The organism is Burkholderia sp. 28_3 (assembly GCF_003253915.1).
Classification (GTDB): Bacteria; Pseudomonadota; Gammaproteobacteria; order Burkholderiales; family Burkholderiaceae; genus Burkholderia; species Burkholderia cenocepacia.
Map to the genome: position 1 here is coordinate 29,535 of NZ_QKZF01000015.1, position 25,245 is coordinate 54,779.

A 25,245-nucleotide genomic window follows, 5' to 3' on the forward strand; every position below is an offset into this window, starting at 1 on the left:
TCTCGTCACGCCCGCGCGAGCCGCTCGACGAACCAGTCGCACGCGAACGCGGTGCGCTCGGACGCGTGGTTGTAGATCGTATGCTCGCCGTCCGGCCAGACCCTGAGCGTCGCGTCGCCGGACGTCGCGGCGTCGAGAAACGGCTGCTGATCGTCGAGCCGGATCAGCGGATCCGCGCCGCCGTGCAGCACCAGCAGCGGACACGCGATGCGGTCGCGTTCGGACGAAAAACGCATGCGCGCGAAGTTCGCCGACACGGCCTCGGGATCGTCGTTGCCGAGCATCGCCGCCGCCTGTTCGACGAACGTGCGGAACGGCAGCAGCGTGGGTGCCGCGAGCGCGCCGTTCACGCAACAGGCGGCGATCCGTTCGTCGGCCGCGGCGGTCGACGCCGCCCACAATCCGCCGATGCTGTTCCCCCAGATACCGATCGGCCCGGGCACGCGTTCGGCGACGTGATCGACGAAGCGCCGGTATGCGGCGGTCATGTCGACGTCGACGAAGATCCGCTGTTCGAGCCGCGTCTCGCCCTGGCCGGGCCCTTCGGCAAGCAGCGTCGCGACGCCGCGCGCGGCGAGCGCGCGGGCGATCGGCCAGTACGCGAAGCCCCAGCCGCTCTGGCCGCCGAACACGATCACGGTGCCGCGGACGCGCTCCGTCGCCGGACGAACCAGCCAGCCGATCAGGCGCGCGGCGTCGAACGGTACTTCGACGCGTTCGATCCGTTTGTCGGACCAGCGGGCGAGATCGTGCGACGCGTCGACGAGCCGAGCATACAGCGCGCGCTTGCGCGGCACGTCGTGATTGAACGCCATCTGCGCGAACAGCAGATCGGCGATGGCCATTGCCTGCGCGTCGGCGGCCGTGACGAGGTGGCCGGCGTCCGCCGCCTGGGTGGCGCGCGCGAGCTGCGCGTCCGCCAGCGCTTCGGCCGCGACGTCCCATGGTTCGCCGGCCGACGTGCGTGCGTGCAGCGCCACGGCGTCCGCGTAGTCCATTCCGCAATCGAGCAGGCGCGTGACGGGCATCGCGCGTTGCAGCGACAGCGCGAACGGTGACAGTTCGGTCGTCATGCGTGCGTCTCCTTCACGAAACGTGGGCGGTTGGGGCCGACACCGCGGCCGGCGTGGTGGAACGGGGCGACCAGTGCAGCGTGTCGCGCAGGGCGTCGACGAGTGCGCCGAGGCCGCGCAGGTCGGCCACCGAACCGAACACGATGAAATCGGGCCGCTTGATGTACGCGGCGATGCCGTGCGCCTGCAGGAACGCGTGCTGTTCGCCGTCGACGTCGATCACCGCATCCGGCGCGCAGACGTCATCGGCCAGCACGGCAACGTGGCAACCGAGTTGCGCGAGGAACGCGCGCTGCGCGTCGTCGAGATGGCGGGCGGGGTGCTCGCGCGTGACGAGCTGAAAACCCTGGCCGACCACGTCGTCGAAGCGGCCTTCGGCCGCGCCGCGGCGGACGCGCCCTTGCGGCGCCGGCGCGCCGGTCGTCGGCAGCAGCGTACCGTCGGCTTCGGCGTGCACGATGCCGTGCTCGAGCTTCGGGAACGGCGGCATCGGCGGCATGGCGCCGGAGCGGAGCGCCGCGTCGCGCTCGGCGACCTTGCGCGGATCGTCCTCGTTGACGATCTGCCCGAGGAACAGCGACATCTGCGTGATCGCGCTCACGTGCGGGCGGCGCTCGGCTTCGTAGGTGTCGAGCAGGTCGGCATGCGCGCGCCCGGTCAGCACGAGATCCAGCTTCCATGCGAGGTTGATGCCGTCGCGCATGCCGGAGCACGCGCCTTGTCCCATGTACGGCATCATCGTGTGCGCGGCGTCGCCGGCGAGCAGCACGCGGCCGGCGCGCCAGCGTTCGGCCATGCGCGTTTCGAACGTGTAGACGACGTGGCGCAGCAGCGTCAGGTCGTCCGGTCCGTAACCGTAGTGATCGTCGAGCCACTTCCAGCCGGCCGCTTCGGTTTCCCAGTCGGCCGTCGATTCGTTCGGCAGCACGCGCAGCTCGAAACGCGTGCGCTTCGTGCCGATCGGCATGTGCATGTACGCGCGGGCCGGGTCGCAGTAGATCGTCGTGCGCGCGCAGCCATCGCCGAGATCGCGCTTGTTCTCCGAGTCGAGATTGAGCCAGCGCTCGTTGTAGCCGAAATCGGACCGCTCGATGCCGAGCGTCCGGCGCACGAAGCTGTTCGCGCCGTCCGCGCCGATCAGGTAGCGTGCGCGGATCGTGCGCGGCTGGCCGGTCCATTGCGCGTCCTGGCCGCCGCGCCACGGATGCGCGGTGAGCGTCACGCCGTCGTCGTCCTGTTGCAGCGTGTCGACTTCCCAGCCGCGCAGGATCGTCACGTTGCGGAACGTGCTCGCGCGTGCATCGATCGCATCCTCGATATCGGGCTGGTAGATCGAGATGTGCGCGGGATAGCCGCACGCGCGGCCGGTCCAGTTCAGTTCGAGCAGCAGGTCGCCGTTCGCGTCGCGGTAGTGGTAGGTGTCGACCGCCTTCGCGTTGCGCAGCGCGTGATCGACGTCGGCGCTGGCCTGCACGATCCGCGCGGTTTCGCCGTCGATGTGCGTGAGGCGCGGCAGGCCGTACGGCGTCGGCCAGCGTTCGAGGACGATCACGCGATGGCCGGCGCGGCCGAGCATCGATGCGGCGACGAGGCCGGTCGGGCCGTAGCCGACGATCGCGACGTCACAGGGTTCGACGGTGCGCTCGCCGTGCGCGCTCGATTCGGTATTCATGCGGGTTGTCTCCATGACGGTTTCGTTTATTGGTTTGTCGTGTGTTCGCGCTCAGCGTAGCGTCGAGCCGGGCAGGTTGCCGTCGAACGCATCCTGCAGCAGCGCGCGCAGGCCGTCGCGTTCGATCGGGCGCGGGTTCCAGTACGGATTCGCGGCCGCGAGGTCGGCGGCGCGGTCGAGGTCGGCTTCCCGCATGCCGATCGCCTTCAACGAGATCGGCGCGCCGTTGTCGCGTGCCAGCGCGTAGAGGCCGCGCGCGGCGTCGTCCGTGCCGATCGCGCGGGCGATCCGCTGCATCGCGTCCGGCGCGTGCGCCGCGTTGTATGCGAGCGCATGCGGCAGCACGACCGTGTGGGTCGGTGCGTGCGGCAGATCGAAGCTGCCGCCGAGCGTATGGCAGAGCTTGTGGTGCAGCGCCATGCCGACGTTGCCGAGCACCATCCCGCACAGCCACGCGCCGTAGAGCGCCTGGCCGCGCGCGTCGAGATCGGCCGGGTCGCGGCGCACGCCGGGCAGGCCGCGCGCCAGCGCGCGAATGCCTTCCTCGGCCACGAGGCTCATGACCGGATTCGCGTTGTTCGCGTAGAGCCCTTCCGCCGCATGCGCGATCGCGTTGAGGCCGCTCGTCACCGACAGTTCGACCGGCAGCGTGACCGTGAGCGCGGGATCGTAGATCACCGTCTTCGGCAGCACGCGCGCGTCGTTGCCCGTACGCTTCACGCCGCCTTCGGTGAGACCGTAGATCGGCGTCATTTCGCTGCCGGCGTAGGTCGTCGGGATCGCGAGGATCGGCAGGCCGCTTTCGAGCGCGATGGCCTTGCCGAGGCCGATCGTCGAGCCGCCGCCGATCGCGACCGCGCAATCGGCGCCGCGGGAGCGGGCGAACGCCTGCGCATCGCGGGCGATCTCGATCGGCACGTGCATCGTCGCGCGGTCGTACAGCCCGGCGGCGCGCGCACCGAGCCGCTCGACGATGCGCTCGGCGAGGTCGCGCTGCTCCGGCGTGCACAGCACGATCGCGCGCTGCGCGCCGAGTGCCGGCACTTCGCGTTCGAGATGCGCGAGGCTGCCCGCGCCGAAGATCACGCGGGCGGCGCGCGCCTGGTAGAGGAAGTCCATGTGCTCGTTACTCCGTTGCGTAGTCGACCTGGTGGCGCGCGATGCGCAGCCCGGTCAGCGCGTCCCGCACGCGGGCGTGTTCGGGATGCGTCGCATAGCCGTCGAGCGCTTCGCGCGACTCGAATTCGGCGACGAGGATCAGGTCGCATGCGTAATCGGCCGCGCTGAAATCCGCGCCGATCTCGAGGTGCGTCATGCCCGGAATCCGGCCGCGCAAGCTTTCGAAGGCCGTCTTCACGGTGGTGCGCGCGACGCTGCGTTCGTGGTCGGTTGCGCCGGCAACCTTCCACATCACGACGTGCCGGATCATGCGGCACGCTCCGCGCGATTCAGCACGAAGTCGTAGTCGAGCGTGTAGAACGGCGTGTCCATGCGCGAGCCGTCGGGCGCGATGCCGGGCGCATGCCGGACCCAGTCGGCGACCAGCGTCGAACGCACGCCGAACACCGCATCGGAGTCGAGATAGCGGTCGCCGTCGCGGAACACGTGCGTGATCAGCGTTTCGTAGCCGCGCGCTTCGATCATGAAATGCAGATGGGCGGGGCGCCACGGATGGCGGCCGAGCGCATCGAGCATCGCGCCGACGGGGCCGTCGTGCGGAATCGGATACGGCTCGGCGAGGATCGAGCGGAACGCATAGCGGCCGTCGGCGCCGCTGCGCAGCCGGCCGCGCGCGCGATGCGTGACCGACCCGTCGTCGCCAGGCAACTGCACGTCGTAGTGGCCGTCCTCGTCGGCTTGCCACACTTCCAGCGACGCATGCGCGACCGGCGTGCCGTCGATGCCGCGTACCTGGCCCGACACGAAGCACGGCTCGCCGCATGCGCCGTTCGCGATGTCGTCGAACATCCCGAATTCGGGGCTGCCGTCGACGTAGAACGGCCCGAACACGGTCGCCTCCGTGCAGCCGGCCGGCTTTGCATGGTTCTGCGCGGTCACGAGCGTCGACAGCCCGAGCACGTCGGACAGCAGGATGAACTCCTGGCGCTTGTCGTCGGTGATGCGGCCGACGGCCGTCAGGAAGCCGATCGCGGCCTGCCACTCGGCCTCGGTGAGCTTCGTTTCGCGGGCGAACGAATGCAGGTGCTGGACGAGGCTCGTCATCACCGTGCGCAGCCGCTCGTCGCGACAGCCGGAGAGCGACGCGATCACGGCCTGCGTGATGGTGTCTTCGTTGAGATTGCGCATTGGGGTTTGTCTCCTGATGTCGTTCGATGGCGCGTTGACGTAACATTAATTCCTCCCCGAATCGTAAAAAAGTGGGTTTGGAGGAGTTTTGTTCTCCGCCAGGTGGAAGAATCGAACGCATGGACAAGTGGACGCAAATCGAGTTTTTCGTACAGGTGGCGGAGCTCGGCAGCCTGTCGAAGGCTGCCGAGCGGCTCGGCATGTCGAGCGCGGCGGCGAGCCGCTGCCTGAACGCGCTGGAAGAGCGGCTGGGCGCGCGGCTCGTCGAGCGGACCACGCGCCGGCTGTGGCTGACCGACGCCGGGCACGAGTACCACCGGCGTTGTGTCGCGATCCTCAACGAGCTGTCGGAAGCGGACGCGGCCGTCAACGAAGCGAGCGTCATTCCGGCCGGTACGCTGCGCGTGACCGCGTCGGTGTCGTTCGCGTCGATCTGCATCGCGCCCGCGCTGCCCGAATTTCACCGGCGCTACCCGAACCTGAACGTGCAGATCGTCGCTGCGAACCGTTACCCGGATTTCATCGAGGCCGGCATCGACGTGGCGATCCGCACGCGCGAACACGAAGCGGATTCGGGCATCACCGTGCGCAAGCTCGCCGAGACACGGCGCGTGCTGGCCGCGTCGCCCGGGTATCTGGCGAAACACGGCGCGCCGGCGACGCCCGACGCGCTGGGCGATCACCGGCTGCTCGTCTACAACCTCGCGAACGATCCGTACGTGCTGCATTTCCGCCATGGTGCGAAGAAGCAGTCGGTCACGATCAAGAGCGTGCTCGATGCGAACGAAGGGCAGGTGATCCGCGCGGCGGCGCTCGCCGGGCTCGGCATCCTGATCCAGCCGCTTTACATCATTCACGACGATATCGTCGCCGGGAAGCTGGTGCCGGTGCTGACCGACTGGCAACTGCCCGCGCTCACCGTCAATATCGCGTACCAGAGCCGCCGACACCAGCCGGCGAAGATCCGCGTCTTCACCGAGTTCCTGATCGAGCGTTTCGAACGACTCGGACTCGCGCGCAAATGGAAGGAAGTCGGCCGCTGAGTACCCGCGGGCGCCGCGCCGTCGCGCATTTCTCCGTGTGACGGAGAACTGTTCTCCCGATCGTCGTCTTTTTCGCCGCTGTCGTGCGTTTTACATTGCGTCTCCCCGGGCCGGCGGTGTCCGGCTCGCGATTACACGATAACAATCGGTCTGGAGACGACATGAAATACGCATTGCGACGGGTGCCGTTGGCACTCCTGATCGCCGGAGCCGTGCACGTTCCGGCGTCGGCTGCCGAGAGCGGGCAGATCAGCTATCCGTTTGGCGTCAACACGGTGCTGAACGGTCTGCTGCCGCCGCCCGGCCACACGCAGTACTTCAACTATTCGCTTTACTACACGGCGAACCGCTTTGCCGGACCGGACGGCGGCGGCGCGGTGCCGGGATTTCACCTGAGCGTGGTCGCCGAGACGCCGCGAGTCGTCCACACCTGGGGCGCGACGCTCGGGCCGTTCTCGCTGTCGAGCAGCGCGATCGTGCCGATCGTGCGCCTGCATCTGTCGACGCCCGGCGGCACCGGCAACCGCATGTCGCTGGGCGATGTGATCCTCGAGCCGTTCATGATCGACTACGCGAGTGCGTCGCAGACGTTCTTCGCCTTCTTCTCGCCGTCGTTCGCGGTGCCGACCGGCGCGTATGCGGCGAACCGGATCGCGAACCCGGGGCTGAACACCTATGCGTTCCTGCCGTATCTCAGCACGACGTGGTTTCCGGGCCGCGACTGGGAGATTTCGACGACCACGCTGCTGGAGCTGAATTCGCCGAACCACGCGACGCGCTATCACTCGGGCGCGCTCGCCGTGCTCGACTACCTGATCGGCTATTCGCTCGACCGGCGCGTGCAGGTCGGCGTGCAGGGCACGTTCCTGAAGCAGTTCACGGACGATACGCAGGACGGCGTGAAGGTCGGCGCGGACGGCTTTCGCGGGCAAACGGTCGCGATCGGTCCGCAGTTGCGCGTCATGTGGGGGCCGGCGTCGGGCGTGGTCGTGAAGTACCAGCACGAGTTCGCGGTGCGCAACCGGCCGCAGGGCGACAAGCTGTGGGTGCAGTTCAGTTTCCCGCTATAGACGCGCGGGGCGTGAACCCGGGCTGTCGAAACCCTGACGGATCAAGTTGATATATTGTATCATCTGACGTTTTCGTCGCCGGCCGGCCGGGTTGCCGGGCCGGCCGCGTGCGACGACACCAACGAAGATCGATACGACGTGACGAGAACCGGACATACCCCGGCGCGCGGGGAGCGGCGCCATGCCGTGCCGCGCCGGAACACGGGCGCCTGGCGCGCACGTGCGGCACGCAGTTGCACGACCTTGCTGGGCTGCGCGATGGCCACCACCGGCGCGCTGGCCGCCGAAGCCGCCGCCTCGGCGCAGGACGACCGGCACGCGCTGCCGGCGATCAACGTCACCGCATCGTCCGCGTCGGCCGACCCGCTGACGCAACCGCTCGAAACGGGCTCGCGGCTCGGGCTCGCGAGCCTCGACACGCCCGCGAGCGTCGAAACCGTCACGGCCGATACGATCGAGGCGCGCGGCGATCGCACGGTGCTCGACGCGGTCACGCGCACGGCCGGCTTTGCGAGTGCGATCGCGCCGGGCACCGGCGGCACCGCGCTGAGCGTGCGCGGCTTCAGCGGACAGGAGTCGGTGATGACGCTGCTCGACGGCGTGCGGCTGATGCCGGCGGCCGGCACGATCACGTTTCCGTTCGACACGTGGTCGGTCGCGCGCATCGAGGTGCTGCGCGGCCCGGCATCGGTGCTGTACGGCGAAGGGGCGATCGGCGGGGTCGTGAACGTGGTGCCGAAGCGGCCGCAGCGCACGCGCGAGACGACGCTGCAGGCCGGCGTCGGTCCCGACGGCGCGAAGCGCTTCGCGTTCGATACGACGGGCGCGCTCGGCCCGCGGCTGTCGTACCGCTTTTACGCGAGCGATGCGCGCGCGAACGGTCTCGCCGAGCGGGCCGATACGCATACGACGGCGATCGGCGGCGCGCTGACATTCGACGTGAGCCCGCGGCTCACGCTGACGCTCGACTACGACTACGGGCGCCAGATGCCGGCGACGTACTATGGCGTGCCCGCGCCGAACGGCGTGCTCGATCCGTCGCTGCGCAAGCTGAACTACACGGTCGGCGACGCGACGATTTCCTACTACGACCAATGGACGCGCCTGTCGGCCAGCTACCGGCCCACGGCCGGCGTGACGATCGACAACCAGCTTTACTATCTGACGTCCAACCGCCACTGGCGCAACGCCGAATCGTACGTGCTCGACCCGGCGACCGCGCGCGTCACGCGCGGCGACTATCTCGACATCGGTCACCACCAGCGGCAGATCGGCGACCGGCTCAGCGCACGCTTCGACGGGATGCTGTTCGGCCGGGCGAACCGTTTCGTCGTCGGCACGGAATTCAGCCAGACCACGTTCAGCGGTACCAACAATTCGCCGTACGGCGGCGAAACGACGGTACCCGTGCACGGCTTCGATCCCGGCGTCTTCACGAGCCCCGACCCGACCGTGCCGCAGTTCAGCACGCGCGCGCGGCAGGCCGCGGTATTCGCGGAGAACCGGCTCGAGGTGCTGCCGCGGCTCGCGTGGGTGAGCGGCCTGCGCTACGACCACATCGCGTTCAGCCGCGAGCAGGCGGCGACCGGCGCGGGCTTCGACAAGCGGTTCGCGAACATCGGCTGGCGCACCGGTTTCGTGTTCGACATCGCGCCGACGTTCAGCGCGTATGCGCAGTACACGACGGGCGCGGAGGGCGTCGGCTCGCTCGTGACGCTGTCCGCGTCGCAGATGAACTACCGGCTTGCGACCGGCGCACAGTGGGAAGCCGGGCTCAAGCAGACGCTGCTCGACGGTCGCGCGTACTGGACGGTCGCGGTGTACGACATCACGAAGCGCAACCTGCTCAGCACCGATCCGTTCAATCCGGCGCTGCGCCAGCAGGTCGGCCGGCAGTCGTCGCGCGGCGTCGAGCTGACCGGCGGCGCGCGGCTGCCGCACGGCTGGACGATCGATGCGAACGTCGCGCTGCTGCGTGCGCGCTACGACGCATTCAACCAGACGGTCGGCGGCGCGACGGTGTCGCGGGCCGGCAACGTGCCGTCCGGCGTGCCGCAGCAGACCGCGAACCTGTGGGTCGGCTGGGCGTTCGCCGAGCGCTGGCAAGCGAACGCGGGCGTGCGTTACGTCGGCGCGACCTACGGCGACGACGCGAATCGCGTGCAGGTGCCGTCGTATACGGTGTTCGATGCGTCGCTGCGCTGGCAGCCGACGTCGCGCACCGAACTCGCGCTGTATCTGCGCAATCTCGCGAACCGCACGTACGCGGTGACGACGTCGAACGGCGGCGAGCAATGGCTGCTCGGCCCGTCGCGCTCGGCGGAGCTCGTCGCGACGATGCGCTTCTGAAGCGGCACGACATGCGCTCCATGACCCACATGCTCGACATCGAACGCGTGCGCTGGTCGCCCGGCGGCGCGCCCGACGTCCTCGATGCGGTGACGCTGACGGTCGCCGACGGCGAGTTCGTCGGGCTGGTCGGCCCGAACGGCAGCGGCAAGACGAGCCTGCTGCGCTGCGTGTTCCGCTACGCGCGGCCCGACGCCGGCCGCGTCGCGCTCGACACGCAGGACGTGTGGCGCATGCGGCCGCGTGCGGTCGCGCAGCGCATCGCGGTGCTGCAGCAGGAAACGCCGGACGATTTCGGGCTGACGGTCGACGAACTGGTCGGCATGGGCCGCACGCCGCACAAGCGGCCGTTCGATGCGGAGTCGGCCGACGATCGCCGGATCGTCGACGCCGCGCTGCACGATGTCGGTCTCGTCGAGCGTCGCGCGCAACGTTTCGCGTCGCTGTCGGGCGGCGAGAAGCAGCGCGCGCTGCTGGCCCGCGCGCTCGCGCAGCAGCCCGAACTGCTGTTGCTCGACGAACCGACCAACCATCTCGACCTGCGTCATCAGCTCGAACTGCTCGCGCGCGTGCGCCGCCTCGGCATCGCGACGCTCGCGACGATTCATGACCTCAATCTCGCGGCCGCGTACTGCGACCGGCTCCATGTGCTCGCGCATGGCCGCGTCGTCGCGTCCGGCGCGCCGGACGACGTGCTGACCGAAGCGCTGCTGCGCGACGTGTTCGGCGTCGCCGCGCTCGTCGATCGCCACCCCGTCACGGGCCGGCCGCGCATCACGCCGCTTCATCCGGAATGACCGCCATGCTTGCTGCCTTGTCCTCCATCTCCCGCCGGCTGGTTGCCGCTGCCGTGCTCGGCTGCGCGGCCGGTCATGCGGGGGCCTATCCCGTGACCGTGCGCAGTTGCGATCGCGACGTGACGTTCGAGCGTGCGCCGACGCGCGCGGTGAGCAACGACGTGAACCTGACCGAGATGATGCTCGTGCTCGGCCTGAAGGATCGACTCGTCGGCTATACGGGCATCGGCGGCTGGAAGACGGGCACCGCGCGCGTGCGTGACGCGTTGCGGGGCGTGCCCGAACTGGCGAGCCAGTATCCGTCGCTGGAAGTGCTGGCCGCCGCGCGCGCCGACTTCTATCTCGCGGGCTGGAACTACGGAATGCACGTCGGCGGGCCGGTCACGCCCGCGACGCTCGCGCCGTTCGGCATTCGCACGTACGAACTGACCGAATCGTGTTCGCACGTGATGAAGCAGTCGGCCGCGTCGTTCGACGACGTGTTCCGCGACCTGAACAATCTCGGCCGTATCTTCGGCGTCGATGCGCGCGCCGCGCAGGTCGTCGCCGGAATGCGCGCGCGGCTTGCGGCGGTGTCGCGCGCGATCGGGCGCCCGGCGCCGCTGCGCGTGTTCGTGTACGACAGCGGCACCGACAAGCCGATGACGGCAGGCGGGCTCGCGATGCCGACCGCGCTGCTCACGGCGGCGGGCGCGCGCAACGTGATGGACGACCTGCCGCGCAGCTGGACGCAGGTGAGTTGGGAAAGCGTGGTCGCGCGCGATCCGCAGGTGATCGTGATCGTCGACTATTCGGCGGTCACGGCCGCGCAGAAGCAGCAGTTCCTGTCGAGCCAGCCGGCGCTCGCGCGCGTGGCCGCGATTCGCGACCGGCGCTTCGTTGTGATTCCGTACGATGCGGCGACGCCGGGCCCCGAGAACGTCGCGGCCGTCGAGACGCTCGCCCGCGCGCTGTATCCGGCCGCATTCGCCGGCGCGGCACGATGAGCGTGCGCGGGCAGGTGGCGCGGCCCCGCATGCGCGTGGTGCTGCCGATGCTGGCCGTGCTGTTGGTCGTGTCGATCGTCGTGTCGGCCGCGTTCGGTCCGGCGCCGATTGCGATGCCGGATGCCGTACGAATCGTCGCCGCGCACGCCGCGTCGGCGTTCGGTGGTGCCGACGCGTTCGCGGCGGTATCGGGCGACGACAGCATCGTATGGCTGATCCGGATGCCGCGTGCGCTGCTGGCGGCGCTCGTCGGCGCGACGCTGGCGACGGTCGGCGTCGCGTTGCAGGCGGCGACCGCGAACCGCCTGGCCGATCCGCACCTGCTCGGCGTGAGCGCGGGCGCGATGCTCGGCGCGATCGCGGTCACGGTGGTGGCCGGCGCGGCGTTCGGCCCGTTCACGCTGTCGGTCGCCGCGTTCGCGGGTGCGCTCGCGGCGACCGGCTGCGTGGTCGCGCTCGCTTACCGCGGCGGCCGGCTCGAATCGGACCGGCTGCTGCTCGCGGGCGTGTCGGTGTCGTTCATGATGGCCGCGTTCGGCAATCTGCTGCTGTATCTCGGCGACCAGCGCGCCGCGTCGTCGGTGCTGTTCTGGATGCTCGGCGGCGTCGGGCTCGCGCGCTGGGATCTGCTGCCGGTGCCGGCCGTGTGCGCGGTGCTCGCCGGCGGCGCGCTCTATGCGCGTCGACGCGAACTGAATGCGCTGATGTCGGGCGATGTCGCCGCCGCGTCGCTCGGCGTGCCGAGCGCGCGGATGCGGCGCGAGGTGTTCGTCGTCGCGTCGTTCGCGACGGGCGCGATGGTCGCGGTGAGCGGCGCGATCGGCTTCGTCGGGCTCGTGACGCCGCATCTGTGCCGTCGCGTCGTCGGGGCCGAGCACGGCCGGCTGCTGCCGGTCGCCGCGCTGGCCGGCGCGATCCTGCTCGTGTGGGCCGATGTCGCCGCGCGCACGCTCGCGGCGCCGGAGGATCTGCCGATCGGCATCGTGACCGCACTGTTCGGCAGCCTGTTCTTCGTCGCGCTGTTGCGCCGGCGCTGAGCGAAGGGGCGGGCAGGCAGCGGCGGGTGGACACCCGCCGCCTGTTTCATCGCAGCGGGACGACCGTGCCCGTGCCGCTGCGGCGGCGCGCATCGACATGCGTGCTTTCCACGTGCTGCGCGACGTCGAAGAGACTGTCCGGCAGCGCACGCGCGGGGAGCGTGATCACGAAGCGCGCGCCGCCGAGCGGCGAATCCTCGAGCCGCACGTCGCCGCCGTGTACCTGCGCGACGCGCCGTACGATCGCGAGCCCGAGCCCGAAGCCGCCGGTCTGCCGGTCGCGGCTCGAGTCCAGCCGCTGGAACGGCTCGAACACGCGGGCGCGTTCGGCGGCCGGAATGCCGGGGCCGTCGTCGTCGACGCTCAGCACGAGGGCGCCGGACCGGTCGCGGGTGGCGGCCAGCAATACCTTGCGCGACGCATAGCGGGCGCCGTTGCGGATCAGGTTCAGCAGGGCGCGGGCGACGAGCTTCGGGTCGCAGACGTGGGTCGCGGGTGCGTCGAGCGTCGACACGTCGAGCGCGATGCCGCGATCGGCGATGTCGTCCGCGACGTTGCCGGCGACGCTGTCGATCAGCGCGTCGACGACGACTTCCATCGGCGCGAGTTCGCTCGCCCCCTGTTCGAGCCGGCCGATCGTCAGCAACTCGGTGACGAGCTCGTCGAGTTCGCGCACGTCGCGCCGCAGCGCGTCGCGACGCTCGCGCATCCGGCCCGTTTCGTCGGGATCGGCGAGCAGCGCGAGGCCGAATTCGAGCCGGGCGAGCGGCGTTTTCAGTTCATGCGAGATGCCGTGCATCATTTCACGCTGCTGCTTGATCGATGCCTCGATGCGCGCGGCCATGTCGTTGAACTGCTGCGACAGCTCGTAGATGTTCGATTTTCCCGACAGCTTCACGCGCGTCGACAGCGTACCGGCGCCGAATGCGCGCGCGGCGTCCTGCAGCCGGCGAATGTCGCGCCAGTGATAGTGAATCCACAGCACCACCGCGAACAGCGTCGCGAGCGCGAGCAGCATGTACGCATAGATGCGGATGTCGAGGTCCGGCGCCTCGATCGGGCGCGCATGCAGCACCGAGCCGTCCGCGAGCGGCATGTAGTAATCCTTGCCGTTGTAGCTGATCGCGATCTTGCCGGCATCGAGATCGCGCAGCGGCGCGCCGCTCAGCTGCGCACGCGCGTCGGCCATCGACATGAAGCCGAATCCTTCGCGGCCGTGCAGCGCCAATTCGCGCAAGGCGAGCTCGCGCTGCGCGCCCGGATGGCGTTCGAGGTAATCGTTCAGCACGAACGAGTAGGTCGTCAGCGAGTCGCGCTGCGCCTGCGCGCCGCGCTCGTAGAAGATCCGGTCGAACGACAACTGGATGAAGATGATCGACGCGCCGACGAACAGGATCACGACGAGGTACAACCGGAGCAACGGGCGCAGCATTTATTCGTCCCACGCAGAAGGGCTGAACAGGTAGCCGCGACCCCAGATCGTCTTGATCTTGTGCGGCTCCGACGACGCATCCTCGAAGCGGCGGCGCAGCTTCGAGATGCCGGAATCGACCGAGCGGTCGAGCCCGTCGAATTCGATCCCGCGCAACTGCTTCAGGATGTCGTCGCGGCTCAGCACGGTGCCGGCCGCGCGCGCGAGGATCAGCAGCAGGTTGAATTCGGCGGTCTTCAACTCGACCGGCTCGCCGCGCCACGTGACGGTGCGGTTCGGCGGCGAGATCGTGAGTTCACCGAATACCAGCGCGTCGGGCGCGACTGCGGGCGTGTCCGCCGCGGCCGGCTGCGCGCGACGCAACAGCGCGCGGGCACGGGCGACCAGCACGCGCGGCTCGATCGGCTTCGTCACGTAGTCGTCGGCGCCCGTCTCGAGCCCGGCGACCTGGTCGTACACGTCTGCACGCGCGGTCAGGATCAGCACGGGGACGTTGGTGAACGCGCGGATGCGGCGGCAGACTTCCATGCCGTCGAGATTCGGCAGCATCAGGTCGAGTATCACGAGGGCCGGCTGATGCTCGCGCACCGCCGCGACGGCGAGGTCGCCGCGCCGCACGACCGTCACCGCGAATTCATAGCCGTCGAGGTATTCGCGGACGAGCTGCGCGAGGCGATCGTCGTCCTCGATCAGCAGCACACGGTATTTGAGCGGAACTTCGTTCATGGTCTCCTCAGGATGCACGCGCCAGCTCACACGCAGGCCGATGCGCGGCGCGGCACGCGAATTCTATCCGGCGGACCGGCGGCCGGGGCAGCGGGGCGACAATCTCGAACAATCGAACACAATTGAGCACAGATTCGCCGCACATTCAGGACAGTCTCGGCGCGGGGCGGCACCTAGACTGCGGGCTTCGTCACTCTTATCTCAATATTGTGCGCCCATTACTTCGCCGCTACCGCTATTGCATGCCGCTCGCCGGCCTGACCCTCGCCGCCGCCGCTCACGCGGAAAACCAGTATTCGTTGTCGCTCGGCGGCGGGTTCGCACCGCGCTACCCGGGCAGCAACCAGTATCGCGGCGTCGTTGCGCCGTCGTTTTCCGCCACGTTCGGCAACGGCTTCTTCATCGACAGCACGGAGGGCGCCGGTTATCGGCTGAACCTGCCGCACGGGGCGTTCGTGTCGGCGGCGGTGAGCTACGACGCGGGCCGCGCGGACGAGAACCGCTTCGACCTGCCGGGCTCCGACTACCTGAAGGGGATGGGCCGGATTCCGGGCTCGGTGCTCGTCGGCGTGCGTGCCGGGGTGACGCTTTTCGATGCGGCGGAGCTGAGCGTCACGATCGATACGCCCGTCACGCACACGTCGCGCGGTGTGTCGGGGCACGTGGATCTCGCGGTACCGGTGCTCAAGACGTCGCAGCACGAGATCGTCGTGACGGGCACCGTGCACGCGGGCTCGGGACGCTACATGCAGACTTTCTACGGCGTGACCGACGCACAGTCGATGACGAGCCGGTTCCGGCCGTATTCGGTGAGCGGCGGAATCGACAGCGCCGCGATGGCGGTCGCGTGGACCTGGTCGCTGTCGCGGCACTGGTCGGTGCTCGCGACCGGCGGCGTGACGCGGCTGCTCGGTCGCGCGGGCGACAGCCCGATCGTCCAGTCGCGCAACAACTATTACGGCATCGCGGGCGTGACGTACAAGTTCTGAGCGGATGGCCCGGTGTGCGCAGCGCGCACACGAACCCTCGGCGTCGCGCCGTCGCCGCGAACCGCGTGCGGTAACATGCGGGCGGGTTCGGCGTCAGGCCGGGCCTGCGACGCAGGTGCGCCGAGCCGGCTCGGCCGGGTCGCGAAAGGCCGCCATTCGCCGGCCGGCTTCGTCAGGAAACGGCCGGCGGCGTGCGGAACCGATCACGCATGCGACGCCCGGTCGTGCACGAATGCCGCACAGGGACCGCCGGGCCGCGACAGGGAGAAACCGATGAAGAACACGATCGCGATGCTCGTTGCACTCGTTGCGAGCGCAACCTTTGCAGGATGTGCGGACATGGACACGAAACACCCCAACGCCACCGCCGGCGGCGCGGCCAGGGCCCCTTTGCAGCCGGGCGCCGCGCAGGTATGCAAGGCGGATGCCGCGCCCGACGATGCGCTGGTCGGCAAGACCGAAGCCGATGCGACCGCGCTGCTCGACGGCTGCCTGTGGCGCGTGCTCGAGCGCGACGGCAAGTCGTTGCCGGGCACGATGGATTACCGGGAGGAGCGTCGCAATCTCGGCATTCGCGACGGGAAAGTGATCTGGGTGCGGCGAGGGTGACGGATTCAGCCGCCGACGAAAATCGGTTGCGGCCGATGTCGCTTTTGCGAGTGCGGCTATCGCCGGCATGCACGTCGCGCGCGGCCGATCGGTCGGCCGCACGCGTCGCGATTCATCGCCGCGGGTAGCGGCATGGGTGTCCGCGGCGGTCAGGCGCCTCGATACCGTCGTCGACCGGGGCTCGCACGACGCGTGACGCGCCGCGCTGACCGGCGCGTCATGTCACGCCGCGACCGTTCCGGATTGCGGCACCGATGCCGTGGTGTCGACCGTCATCGCCGGCGTGACGAGCATCACGCCACGTGCGAGCGGGTCGCTGACCGATGCCGCCAATACCGCTTGCCCTTCCTCTGTCGCGTGATCGGCGGCGACGGCCAGTGCAGCGAGCGCGAGCGCCGCGCCGCCCGCCCCGTTGGCGAGCCCGAGGTGGCGGCTGCGCTCGGCGGCATCATCGCCCCAGATCTGCTCGCTGACCGTCACGACTTCGGTGCGGCGACTGCTGCGTTGATCGGCGTCGGTGACGAATCCGGGTGCCGACAGGTCGGGACGTAACGTCGACAAGCGCGTACGCGTCGCCGCCAGCAACTGTTCGAGTGTCGTCGCTTCGGCCTTGCCGTGATCGGCGGAAATCGCGCGGCGCGCGGCCGCGAGCCGGTGGATCGACGGGACGGACATCGCATGCGGTGTGTCGGGATGGCCGAGCAGCAATGCACATGCGCCTTCACCGGGCATCATGCCGTTCGGCCGATCGCGACCGTAGAGCCGGCCTGCGCGATCCAGCGCGTCGACTGCGTCCTGACTGGCGGTGGAATCGAACGCCAGGACGACGTGCAGTTCGCCGGACGGTTGCAGGTGCAACGCCTGGATCAGTTCGTCGACGACCGCCCATGCGTGTACGGGATCGGCGACCGTGCGCAATTGCGCACGGACGATGCCCGGTGCGACGGCTTCCCGCGCCGCGTGCGCATCGAGCCATGCGGCGAGCGTGGCGGCGACCGGTCGCCAGCGGTCCGGCATCAGCAGATGGAGCCTGAGCGGCGGCGCGTCGGCGGCCGCGCCGGACAACACGGCATGACGCTCGCGCAATTCGTCGAGTGCATCGGCGGCCAGCAGCAGCCCGCGCCAATGCTCGTCCTGCAGCGTTTCCCGCGCGTCGGGCGCAAGCAGGCTGGTATCGAGCCGGTCGAGCGACACCGAGTCGACCGTGCTCGCGAATACGCCGGTTCCGTCCGCGCGTTGCAGTTCGGGATGAAGCGCGACGGAACGCTCTTCCCGCGCCGCCGCATCGATGTCTGCGGTCGTCGCCCCCGTCGGCAGCCTCACGCTGCTGTCGAGCAGCAGGGCCGACCACGTGTGCGACGTCGGATCTTGCGTGGCAGCGGCGTCCGTCGATGCGGACGAACTCGGCGGTGCGACGGCCGCGAGCGCCGGATGCGGGCCGAGCGCCCGGCGCAGCCATGCCGCGCAGACGGCGAGGGCCGCCGGCAGCACGAGCCCGCACAGCAGCAACTCCCTGGCGGTGGGGGCATGCCGGGTCGTTTTCCACCAGACGAACACGGCGATCCACACCGCGACGAACAGCGCGGCGACGAATGCCGTCTTGCGCAATCGCGTGATCATTTCCGTCGATTCCCCCACGACTTGCGGCGTCGTGTATCAGTTGCCGTCGCTGCCCGCCGTCCGGCTCGCGACCAGTACGGCGCCGCAGGCCGTCTTGTAGCCGTCGCGCGCGACGCCTTCGCCCTGCACGATCATTGTGTCGTCGCCGTCGACGATGTAATTCGGGCCATGGATCGGACACGTCACCGTGTCGTTGCGGCGCGCGATGCCGCGGCCATCGACCGACGACAGCGTGGACGCGCTTGTCACGGTGCCGCCATGGCTGTGCTTGTCCCCGAGGACGATGAAGGGTTGGGTCATCCGGATAGGCCTCCTGGCTGGAATCATCGACGATGCAGCGCGGCTTCGCCGGCCGGTGCGGGAGGGCGCGCGCGTCATCGGCAACGTTTTTCGAATCGATTTCGGCTGAATCGGGTATTTATTACCTTTCGGCAATAATTGCCTGTTTCAATTGAGCCGTAATGTAGCTTTCGAGCCGAAGGCCGTCATTATCGTGCGTGATGGCCGCACGTCAAGGCCGGCATTTTTAAATCCGGGTCTGTTTGCTTATGGCGAAGCCCCGCGACGTAATCTAAAATAGTAAGCTTCAATAGGGGTCGCATCATCTGATCCGATTGGCGTGCGTACAGCCAGACAGCGGGCGGTGTTGCGGGGGAGCCCGCGCATTTCCCGCCGGATCGGCATGTCGATCGCGCGATGCCGGCAATCGTGCATCATCCCGTGTTCGTCGCAGCAATATCTATTTAAAAACGTCAAATCCTGAGAGAGCGGGATCGCATGAGCGTCATCACGGAATTTGCGTCTCTTTTTGGCGCATTCAATCGCCTGTATTCGCTGGACGGATCGGGCGCGCTTGCGGCATTTCAAATCGAGCGCTGGACCGGCCGCGAATCGCTCTCCGATCTCTTTGAATGGAACGTCGATGCGCTGTCGACGGATCCTGCACTGGATCTCGACGCGATGCTCGGGCAGCGTGTCGCGATTCGCACCACGCTCGCGAACGGCACGACGACGCTGCGCAGCGGCCTCGTCGCCGAGGCCGAGTGCAGGGGCTACGACGCAGGCCTCGCTCGCTACCATCTCCGGATGGTGCCGTGGCTCGCCGCACTCGCGCATGCGCGCGACGAGCGAACCTTTGTGAACCAGACGCTTGCCGACGTGCTCGACACGGTGTTCGCGCCGTACGCCGGGATCGCGCGGTGGCGCCTCACGCCGGATGCTGGCCGGCGGCTCGATGCGCTGGGCCCTACTGCGTATCGCGTGCAGTACCGAACCCATACGCACTACGAATTCGTGCAGCATCTGCTGGCCGAGGCTGGCCTCGGGTTCTGCTTCGTCGAAGACGGGGACGCGCCTGCCGGGCATACGATGCTGGTCTTCGACGACAGCGCGCAACTGGCCGAGGACGATACGTCCGCGCGACGCGGCGGGGTGCCGCGCCGCTCCAGCGGGACGGCGACCGGCGCCGACGACGTGATCCTCGGGATCGGGCAGTCGCTGTCGCTGACGGCCGATCGCATCACACTGATCAGCAGCGATTATCGCGTGAACCGGGCGACTACCGCGAGTACGACGCTCGGCCGGCCGGCGGGCGCGCGCGAACTCTACGACGACGTCGGGCCGGAGGCGTTCGACAGCTTGCGCGAAGCGGAAGATACGGTAAGGCGCCAGGCCGATGCGATCGTGTCGCGCGCCAGTTTCTGGACCGGCTACGGCACGCTGCGCACGGCGCGCGCAGGACGCGCGCTGAAACTCGTCGATGCCGGCTGGCAGCCCGTGCGCGGCGCCGCGGCGCCCGAGGATTTTCTGCTGACGCGCGTCGAGCACGTCGGGATCAACAATCTGCCGGCGACCGTGATGGAGGCCATCGAACGGCAACTCGGGCCGTTGCCGGCGGCGGCGCTCGATCCGCGCGTGGTTCGGCAAGCGCAGGCCGGCGGTTATGCAAACCGGTTCGATGCGGTGCCGCGAACGCAGGTCTGGCGGCCCACGCTGGCCGACGGAACCGGGCAGCGACTCAATCCGGTTCCGACGGCGCTGGGTGCGCAGACGGCGATCGTCGTCGGGCCGGCCGGCGACGCGCGGCCCGGTTCGACGGGGCCCGTGCACGCCGATGCGCAGGGACGGTTGCGCGTTCGCTTCCACTGGCAGGCGCAAGACGATGCGGGTACGTATCCGACGCGCGCCATACAACGGCTCGCGAGCGACGGGCACGGCCTTCAGCAGGTGCCGCGCATCGGTCATGAAGTCCTCGTGCAGTTTCACCATGGGCTGATCCACCGGCCGATCGTGCTCGGCGGCCTGTTCAATGGCCGCGGCGAAGGCGGCGAGTCGCCTTCGCCGGGCGGGGCGGCCGGCAAGCCGCTCGACGCGTCGATCTACACGCAGGCGGGCGATCATGCGCCGAGTGCGCAGGGCAATCTGGCAAGCGGGCTGAGCCCCGCGTGGCATGGCGCCGGCGGCGGCACCGATCGTCACAATCACGCCGGCGCGCTGTCGGGCTTCAAGAGCCAGGGTTTCGACGGGCATGGCCACAACCAGCTCGTCGCCGATGATTCGGACGGCATGGGACGCCTGCAGATGGCGACCACGCACGCGGCCACGCAACTGAACCTCGGTCATCTGCGCCATCAGGCGGACAACTATCTCGGCAGTTTTCGTGGCCAGGGCGTCGAATTGCGCTCGGATGCGTACGGTGCAATGCGTGCGACGCGCGGCCTGCTGGTGTCGAGCTACGCGCCTGCCGGCGCCGCCCAGCCGGCGGGCGATGCGTCCGCGCTGCAGGCGCTGCTCGCGCGGCACACCGCATTGGTTCGGCGATTCGACCAGACGGCCGATACGCACGGGACGCTGCCGTTCGCCGCACAGCGCGGCGTGGAGCAGGCGGGCCAGTCGTCGTTGAACGGCAGCGCCGCGCCGCTGGATGCGCTTGCGCAGAGCTTCGCGACGACGGTCGGCGCGAACGGCTACACGCAGGCGTCGGCCGACGCCGCCCAGCGGTCGACCGGCAACGCACTGCCGCACACGGGCGACCCCGTGCTCGGCATCGAGGCACGGGGCGGGCACGGGCTGGTTGCCGGTCAGGCCCTGCAATGGGCGGCCGGCGAAACGCTGTCGCTCGGCAGCGGTGGCGACTTCAATCTCGCCGCTGCGCAGCAGCTGCGCATTCACAGCGGGCAAGGCATCGGCTGGCTGGCCGGCGCGAGCCATGCGGAGCGTGTCGGCATCGGCATGATCGCCGGCAAGGACGGACTGACGCTGCAGGCGCAGCGCGATGTGCTGGGCCTGCACGCGCGCGACGATCTGACGCTCGCGTCCGCGAGCGCGGACGTCGAGATCGCCGCGAAGAAGACCGTGCATCTCGCGGTGAGCGGAGGGGCGCACGTGACGATCGAAGGTGGCGACGTCACGTTCGGTTGCCCGGGCAAATTCGTCGTATATGCCGCGCAGCATGCATTCGTGGGGCCCGCTCAACTGAATACGCCGTTGCCGCAGTTTCCCGAAAAGGTCTGTGTCGAATGCCTGCTGCACGCGATGCAGTCGGGCAGCGCACTCGCGGGCAAGGCGATCTGAGCATGACGATCGAAACGACCGACTGGATCGACCGCTATCCCGACGACACGCCGGACCGGCTGAATGCGCTCTTCGAGCGCGTGCCGGCCGACGGCCGTTGGCACCTGCTGCTCGACATGAGTTTCGCGCCGGCGATGCGTGACCGAATGCCCGCGGTCGAGCGCAACGATGCCGTCGTGTTGTACGAAGGGGTGTACGACGGCGACGACTTGCTGGCGATTTCGCCGTGCCTCGTACCGCTGCCGGCGGACGCGGCGGCGCGCCGGGCGATGCTGGAGACCGTGCTGCGCGAGACGTCCGGACGACCGATGGTGAGCCTGCTGCATGGCGCGCGCGATACGGCCGCGCTCGCCGCGCATCTGCGCGGACAGATGGAGGCGAGTGCGGCATCCGACGGCGAAGCATTTCTGGTGCGTCTCGCCGATACGCGTTGCCTGCCCGCGTGGCTCGCGGCGCTGACGCCCGCACAGCGCCGCCGCTTCACGAATGGCATCGACGCGTGGCATGTGTTCGATCGCACCGGCGCGCTCGTCCCGCTCGATTTCGACACCGTGGGCGAGGCGGCCGGCGGTGAAGCGGACGCCGGGCGCAGCGGCGAGCCCTACGTGCTCGACGACGAACAGATCGAATGGCTTCGACAGGCTGCGAAGATCGACACGCTGATTTTTCATGTTCGCCAGCGTCCGGAGAGTTTCGGCCGTCTGGTGGCCACGCCGTCGCAAGCCCATGCGTGTGTGAGTGCGGCGTGGGCGCGGCACGACGGCCCCCCTGCGGCGGCGTCGCGAGCCGCGCTCGATGCGCTCGTGGCGGCCGGGTATCTGGTGACGGAGCTCGCGCCGGCGACGTCGTCCGCATAGAACGACACGGGTTTGCGTGCATGCGACAGCGCACGTGGTTGATAGCGATCCACGCCGCACGGCGTCGGACAAGAGGATGAAAAGATGAGTTTGAATGCCGGTTCCACGACGTTTGCCGCTCGGCTGCTGATGTTCATGGCCATCCTGCTCGGGACGGCCGGATGCTCGCGTGCGACCGACATGTCGCCTGCCGCGTCGACTGCGGCCGGGGCGTCGAGCGGCGCGTCGAGCGGCGCAGGTGCGGCGGCCGCATCCGGCACGATGGGGCTGAAGCTGAATGCCCTCAACTACACCGACGTTCCGATCGGCGCGTTCTACGTCGATGGCACCTGGGGCGGGACGGTGCCGGCGCGCATCGGCAGCGGCGGCGGCGCGATCATCTGCTGCGTCGCGTTGCCGAAACAATGGCATCCGGGACTGACCGTCAACCTGCAGTGGCGGGACGACAACCTGTACAGGAAGGATCCGAAGGCGCTTGCGAGCCGGGTCGTACCGGTTGAGCGCTACGACACATTCTCGGATGGCTTCCTGTGGGTCCTGTTCTTTCCGCACGATCGAATCAAGGTCTATGCGTCTCAGTGGATGCCCGGCTACCGGGGCTTCCCCGAAAATCTCCAGGCGCCCGATGAAGCGTGCCCGGGGAACTTCACGTTGCGCAACAGCGACCCGCAGTGCCCGAATCCCGACAAGAGGATCATGCAATGAGTTTCCGCTTCGCGAGCGCCGACCGGCCTGACGTCGGCGTCGTCACCCGGGAGGAGCAGGACGCGATCATGCGTCGGCTGCACGACGACGACGGGATGAGTTGCTGCAAGACGCTGCATGTCGGCATCTTCTTCGACGGCACGCGCAACAACGCCGATCGCGATCGCACGGGCGGCAAGCACAGCAACGTCGCGCGGCTGTTCGACGTGTTTCCGCGCGACAAGTATCACAGTGCCATTTACGTGGCCGGCGTCGGCACGCCGTTCGTCGACGAGATCGGCGACCAGGGCGTCGGACTGCAGGCCGCGGCCGGCGCGGCGACGGGATGGGCCGGCGAGGGGCGCATCAACTGGGCGCTGCTGCAGATCCACAACGTCGTGCATGCGCACGCGTTCGGCAATTCGCTGTCCGCGGCGCTCGGCAAGAGCGACAAGGAACTCGCGAAGGCCGTCAGCGTCGACCTGAATTTCAAGGGCATCGATCTCGGCGGCACTCCGCCCAAGCCGGGCAGTCTCGGCGACATCAACGCGCGCGGCAGTTCGAGCGTCGGTGCGCTCAAGCTGATGGCCGCCGAGCAGAACGGGATCGAACTGACCTGGGATCGCGACACGATCTGGGCGCAGCTCAAAGGCGAAGTCGATACGGCAAACTGGACCGCGACGATGCGCGCATGGGACGAGAAACGCCGCGTCGCATTGCGGGCCCGGTGCGCGCAGCTGAAGGCGCGCGTCGGCGATCTGCTGGTGAAGGGCAAGCCGAAACTGCAGCGCATTCGGCTGTACGTGTTCGGTTTTTCGCGCGGGGCGGCCGAGGCCCGCACGTTCTCGAACTGGCTGGCCGATGCGCTGGACCCCGATTTCAGCCTGTGCGGCGTGCCCGTGTCTTACGACTTTCTCGGCATCTTCGATACGGTCGCGTCGGTCGGCATCGCGCAAAGCACGGCCGCGACGCTGTTCGACGGGCACGGCGGCTGGGGGCGCAAGGAATTGATGGGCGTGCCGCGCTACGTGCGCCGCTGCGTCCATATGGTCGCCGCCCACGAGCCGCGCGGATCGTTCCCGCTCGACCTGATCGATGCGTCGCGAGACGGGCACGAAGAAATCGTCTATCCGGGCGTGCATTCGGATGTCGGCGGCGGTTACGGGCCAGGCGAGCAGGGGCGCGGCACCGGCGACGCGGACAAGCTGTCGCAGGTGCCGCTGCTCGACATGTATCGCGAAGCGCGCAAGGCCGGTGTTCCACTCGATATCAAGGGGCCCGGTGTCGCTGCCGAAGCCGCGGCGGCATTCGCGATTTCTCCCGCGCTCAAGCGCGCCTTTTCCGCCTATGTGAGCACGAGCGCCGACTATTACTACGCGAAGGAGCACGGCACGCCGGGCCTGATGCGCGCGCACTACGGGCTTTACCTGCGCTGGCGCAAGATGCGGCTCGACAATTTGCGTTTGCAACCGTCGTTTCTCGCCGCCAAGGCTGCCTATCCGCAGGATGCCGTCGATCTCGACAGCGCGAACGAGGAACTGCGGCTCGAATGGCGCGACCTGCTCGAATGCGAGAAAGAAGGCGGACCGACCGTGAGCCGGTACGCGGGCAACACGGTCAGCCGGAAGATCACCCAGAACCCGAAGGCGGCGGCCGTCATTTCGCCGGCCGTCCTGCCGATCGCCGCGGGCCTGCAGTCCGCGATTCCGTTCGTGGGCCCGCTCGTGCGCGCGAGCGCCAAGCGCGCCGAGGATTTCTTCCAGCTGCAGCTCGAAGAGAAATGGAAGCAGTGGCTCGAGGTGCGCGGCGACTGGAACATGGGGCCGCCGGAAGCGCCGATCAGCGCGCTGTACGACAACTTCATGCATGACTCGCGCGCATGGTTCAAGCCGCTGGGCGACGACGACGACGTGTGGAACCACAACCAGATCAAAGCGCTGAAAACGCGCCAGGCCGAGTTCGAGCGCAAGCACGCCGAGTGGAAGAAGCGCCAGCAACTTGGCGTGCCGGGACCGTCGCAGATCATGCAGATGATGGGGGCGGGTGCGCTCGGGCTCGGGCCGGCCGCCAACGTCGCGCCGGAGCCCGAACCGCGTTCGCCGCTGACCGCGCAGCAGGCCGGCATCCTGAAACGTTACGACGCCGCGCAGCAGGCTGCACAGAAAGCCCGCGCGGCCCGGGATGCCACCGCGCCGACCGACAGCGCCGTGCTGACCGACCCGAAAGTCACCGGTGGTCTCGCGCTGCAGGATTCGGGGCGCGAGTTTTCGTTCGTCTGGGGCTACCTGCGCTGGCGCACCGTCTACGTGAACGGCGTGCGCTGGGACGCGCCCCATGTGCCGAGCGTGCAGGAAGACATGGAGGCGATGCGTCAGCAGATGCAGCGCAACGTCGACATGAGCAAGCTGTTCCGATGAACCG

The 25,245-nt window shown here is 68.8% G+C and carries 21 protein-coding genes; 12 read left to right on the forward strand and 9 right to left on the reverse strand.

Annotated elements, in window-relative coordinates; genetic code table 11:
* Positions 1–5 precede the first annotated feature (5 nt).
* From DFS13_RS26385 to DFS13_RS26405, 5 genes are read right to left on the reverse strand one after another with little or no spacing between them, the layout of a single operon-like run.
* The gene (locus DFS13_RS26385; RefSeq protein WP_111442285.1) at positions 6–1,073 is read right to left on the reverse strand and encodes an alpha/beta hydrolase; all 1,068 of its coding nucleotides are present in this window, start codon (positions 1,071–1,073) and stop codon (positions 6–8) included.
* A 13-nt stretch (positions 1,074–1,086) separates the two neighbouring features.
* Positions 1,087–2,745 carry a bifunctional 3-(3-hydroxy-phenyl)propionate/3-hydroxycinnamic acid hydroxylase gene (locus DFS13_RS26390; protein WP_034200737.1) on the reverse strand — a complete coding sequence of 553 codons (1,659 nt, stop codon included), beginning with the start codon at positions 2,743–2,745 and terminating at the stop codon, positions 1,087–1,089.
* Between the two features lie 51 nt (positions 2,746–2,796).
* Positions 2,797–3,864: a maleylacetate reductase gene (locus DFS13_RS26395; protein ID WP_080331225.1), complete on the reverse strand. Its 1,068-nt coding sequence runs from the start codon at positions 3,862–3,864 to the stop codon at positions 2,797–2,799.
* A gap of 7 nt (positions 3,865–3,871) precedes the next feature.
* Positions 3,872–4,174 (reverse strand): Dabb family protein, encoded by a 303-nt coding sequence (locus DFS13_RS26400; RefSeq protein WP_006492128.1) that lies wholly within the window; start codon positions 4,172–4,174, stop codon positions 3,872–3,874.
* A complete protein-coding gene (locus tag DFS13_RS26405) occupies positions 4,171–5,052 on the reverse strand; it encodes an intradiol ring-cleavage dioxygenase (protein ID WP_006490560.1) in 882 nt (293 codons plus the stop codon). Before DFS13_RS26405 ends, DFS13_RS26400 begins: the two co-directional genes overlap by 4 nt.
* Before the next feature lie 119 nt (positions 5,053–5,171).
* Between DFS13_RS26405 and DFS13_RS26410 the strand changes: the two genes are divergently transcribed.
* From DFS13_RS26410 to DFS13_RS26435, 6 genes are all read left to right on the forward strand, one after another.
* The gene (locus DFS13_RS26410) at positions 5,172–6,095 is read left to right on the forward strand and encodes a LysR family transcriptional regulator (RefSeq protein WP_059721279.1); all 924 of its coding nucleotides are present in this window, start codon (positions 5,172–5,174) and stop codon (positions 6,093–6,095) included.
* A gap of 161 nt (positions 6,096–6,256) precedes the next feature.
* Entirely contained in the window at positions 6,257–7,165 is a 909-nt protein-coding gene (locus DFS13_RS26415; RefSeq protein WP_111442286.1) for a transporter, read from the forward strand.
* 258 nt (positions 7,166–7,423) lie between these two features.
* Positions 7,424–9,514: a TonB-dependent siderophore receptor gene (locus tag DFS13_RS26420; RefSeq protein ID WP_111442319.1), complete on the forward strand. Its 2,091-nt coding sequence runs from the start codon at positions 7,424–7,426 to the stop codon at positions 9,512–9,514.
* A gap of 11 nt (positions 9,515–9,525) precedes the next feature.
* Entirely contained in the window at positions 9,526–10,311 is a 786-nt protein-coding gene (locus DFS13_RS26425; RefSeq protein WP_012492514.1) for an ABC transporter ATP-binding protein, read from the forward strand.
* Between the two features lie 5 nt (positions 10,312–10,316).
* Complete coding sequence (locus DFS13_RS26430) at positions 10,317–11,297, forward strand: ABC transporter substrate-binding protein (RefSeq protein WP_006497573.1); 981 nt, start codon at positions 10,317–10,319, stop codon at positions 11,295–11,297.
* Entirely contained in the window at positions 11,294–12,334 is a 1,041-nt protein-coding gene (locus DFS13_RS26435) for an iron ABC transporter permease (RefSeq protein ID WP_048989013.1), read from the forward strand. Before DFS13_RS26430 ends, DFS13_RS26435 begins: the two co-directional genes overlap by 4 nt.
* A gap of 46 nt (positions 12,335–12,380) precedes the next feature.
* Here the strand turns inward: DFS13_RS26435 and DFS13_RS26440 are convergent, their stop codons facing one another.
* Together DFS13_RS26440 and DFS13_RS26445 are read right to left on the reverse strand one after the other, a co-directional pair.
* The gene (locus DFS13_RS26440) at positions 12,381–13,766 is read right to left on the reverse strand and encodes an ATP-binding protein (protein ID WP_034200732.1); all 1,386 of its coding nucleotides are present in this window, start codon (positions 13,764–13,766) and stop codon (positions 12,381–12,383) included.
* On the reverse strand, positions 13,767–14,492 hold the full coding sequence (locus DFS13_RS26445; RefSeq protein ID WP_006490542.1) for a response regulator: 726 nt from the start codon (positions 14,490–14,492) through the stop codon (positions 13,767–13,769).
* A 242-nt stretch (positions 14,493–14,734) separates the two neighbouring features.
* On the opposite strand from DFS13_RS26445, the gene DFS13_RS26450 reads away from it, so the two are divergent.
* Positions 14,735–15,481, forward strand: a complete 747-nt coding sequence (locus DFS13_RS26450; RefSeq protein WP_069351984.1) for a MipA/OmpV family protein — start codon at positions 14,735–14,737, stop codon at positions 15,479–15,481.
* A gap of 273 nt (positions 15,482–15,754) precedes the next feature.
* Positions 15,755–16,090 carry a hypothetical protein gene (locus tag DFS13_RS26455; protein WP_012492516.1) on the forward strand — a complete coding sequence of 112 codons (336 nt, stop codon included), beginning with the start codon at positions 15,755–15,757 and terminating at the stop codon, positions 16,088–16,090.
* A 222-nt stretch (positions 16,091–16,312) separates the two neighbouring features.
* Here the strand turns inward: DFS13_RS26455 and DFS13_RS26460 are convergent, their stop codons facing one another.
* Both DFS13_RS26460 and DFS13_RS26465 read right to left on the reverse strand, forming a co-directional pair.
* Positions 16,313–17,710 carry a hypothetical protein gene (locus tag DFS13_RS26460; protein ID WP_034200731.1) on the reverse strand — a complete coding sequence of 466 codons (1,398 nt, stop codon included), beginning with the start codon at positions 17,708–17,710 and terminating at the stop codon, positions 16,313–16,315.
* Positions 17,711–17,746: 36 nt separating this feature from the next.
* Positions 17,747–18,010 (reverse strand): PAAR domain-containing protein, encoded by a 264-nt coding sequence (locus tag DFS13_RS26465; protein WP_006497567.1) that lies wholly within the window; start codon positions 18,008–18,010, stop codon positions 17,747–17,749.
* Positions 18,011–18,487: 477 nt separating this feature from the next.
* On the opposite strand from DFS13_RS26465, the gene DFS13_RS26470 reads away from it, so the two are divergent.
* From DFS13_RS26470 to DFS13_RS26485, 4 genes are all read left to right on the forward strand, one after another.
* Positions 18,488–21,283 carry a type VI secretion system Vgr family protein gene (locus DFS13_RS26470; protein WP_111442287.1) on the forward strand — a complete coding sequence of 932 codons (2,796 nt, stop codon included), beginning with the start codon at positions 18,488–18,490 and terminating at the stop codon, positions 21,281–21,283.
* 2 nt (positions 21,284–21,285) lie between these two features.
* The gene (locus tag DFS13_RS26475) at positions 21,286–22,140 is read left to right on the forward strand and encodes a DUF4123 domain-containing protein (protein WP_006497563.1); all 855 of its coding nucleotides are present in this window, start codon (positions 21,286–21,288) and stop codon (positions 22,138–22,140) included.
* 84 nt (positions 22,141–22,224) lie between these two features.
* Complete coding sequence (locus tag DFS13_RS26480; RefSeq protein ID WP_059721286.1) at positions 22,225–22,845, forward strand: DUF3304 domain-containing protein; 621 nt, start codon at positions 22,225–22,227, stop codon at positions 22,843–22,845.
* Entirely contained in the window at positions 22,842–25,241 is a 2,400-nt protein-coding gene (locus tag DFS13_RS26485) for a DUF2235 domain-containing protein (RefSeq protein WP_077020068.1), read from the forward strand. The genes DFS13_RS26480 and DFS13_RS26485 overlap by 4 nt, the downstream gene beginning before the upstream one ends.
* Positions 25,242–25,245: the final 4 nt, after the last annotated feature.

Excerpts from the sequence above, each read along its gene's own strand:
- DFS13_RS26385 (WP_111442285.1), bottom strand. The coding sequence starts at position 1,073 with ATGACGACCGAACTGTCACCGTTCGCGCTGTCGCTGCAACGCGCGATG.
- DFS13_RS26390 (WP_034200737.1), bottom strand. The coding sequence starts at position 2,745 with ATGAATACCGAATCGAGCGCGCACGGCGAGCGCACCGTCGAACCCTGT.
- DFS13_RS26395 (WP_080331225.1), bottom strand. The coding sequence starts at position 3,864 with ATGGACTTCCTCTACCAGGCGCGCGCCGCCCGCGTGATCTTCGGCGCG.
- DFS13_RS26400 (WP_006492128.1), bottom strand. The coding sequence starts at position 4,174 with ATGATCCGGCACGTCGTGATGTGGAAGGTTGCCGGCGCAACCGACCAC.
- DFS13_RS26405 (WP_006490560.1), bottom strand. The coding sequence starts at position 5,052 with ATGCGCAATCTCAACGAAGACACCATCACGCAGGCCGTGATCGCGTCG.
- DFS13_RS26410 (WP_059721279.1), top strand. The coding sequence starts at position 5,172 with ATGGACAAGTGGACGCAAATCGAGTTTTTCGTACAGGTGGCGGAGCTC.
- DFS13_RS26415 (WP_111442286.1), top strand. The coding sequence starts at position 6,257 with ATGAAATACGCATTGCGACGGGTGCCGTTGGCACTCCTGATCGCCGGA.
- DFS13_RS26420 (WP_111442319.1), top strand. The coding sequence starts at position 7,424 with ATGGCCACCACCGGCGCGCTGGCCGCCGAAGCCGCCGCCTCGGCGCAG.
- DFS13_RS26425 (WP_012492514.1), top strand. The coding sequence starts at position 9,526 with ATGCGCTCCATGACCCACATGCTCGACATCGAACGCGTGCGCTGGTCG.
- DFS13_RS26430 (WP_006497573.1), top strand. The coding sequence starts at position 10,317 with ATGCTTGCTGCCTTGTCCTCCATCTCCCGCCGGCTGGTTGCCGCTGCC.
- DFS13_RS26435 (WP_048989013.1), top strand. The coding sequence starts at position 11,294 with ATGAGCGTGCGCGGGCAGGTGGCGCGGCCCCGCATGCGCGTGGTGCTG.
- DFS13_RS26440 (WP_034200732.1), bottom strand. The coding sequence starts at position 13,766 with ATGCTGCGCCCGTTGCTCCGGTTGTACCTCGTCGTGATCCTGTTCGTC.
- DFS13_RS26445 (WP_006490542.1), bottom strand. The coding sequence starts at position 14,492 with ATGAACGAAGTTCCGCTCAAATACCGTGTGCTGCTGATCGAGGACGAC.
- DFS13_RS26450 (WP_069351984.1), top strand. The coding sequence starts at position 14,735 with ATGCCGCTCGCCGGCCTGACCCTCGCCGCCGCCGCTCACGCGGAAAAC.
- DFS13_RS26455 (WP_012492516.1), top strand. The coding sequence starts at position 15,755 with ATGAAGAACACGATCGCGATGCTCGTTGCACTCGTTGCGAGCGCAACC.
- DFS13_RS26460 (WP_034200731.1), bottom strand. The coding sequence starts at position 17,710 with ATGATCACGCGATTGCGCAAGACGGCATTCGTCGCCGCGCTGTTCGTC.
- DFS13_RS26465 (WP_006497567.1), bottom strand. The coding sequence starts at position 18,010 with ATGACCCAACCCTTCATCGTCCTCGGGGACAAGCACAGCCATGGCGGC.
- DFS13_RS26470 (WP_111442287.1), top strand. The coding sequence starts at position 18,488 with ATGAGCGTCATCACGGAATTTGCGTCTCTTTTTGGCGCATTCAATCGC.
- DFS13_RS26475 (WP_006497563.1), top strand. The coding sequence starts at position 21,286 with ATGACGATCGAAACGACCGACTGGATCGACCGCTATCCCGACGACACG.
- DFS13_RS26480 (WP_059721286.1), top strand. The coding sequence starts at position 22,225 with ATGAGTTTGAATGCCGGTTCCACGACGTTTGCCGCTCGGCTGCTGATG.
- DFS13_RS26485 (WP_077020068.1), top strand. The coding sequence starts at position 22,842 with ATGAGTTTCCGCTTCGCGAGCGCCGACCGGCCTGACGTCGGCGTCGTC.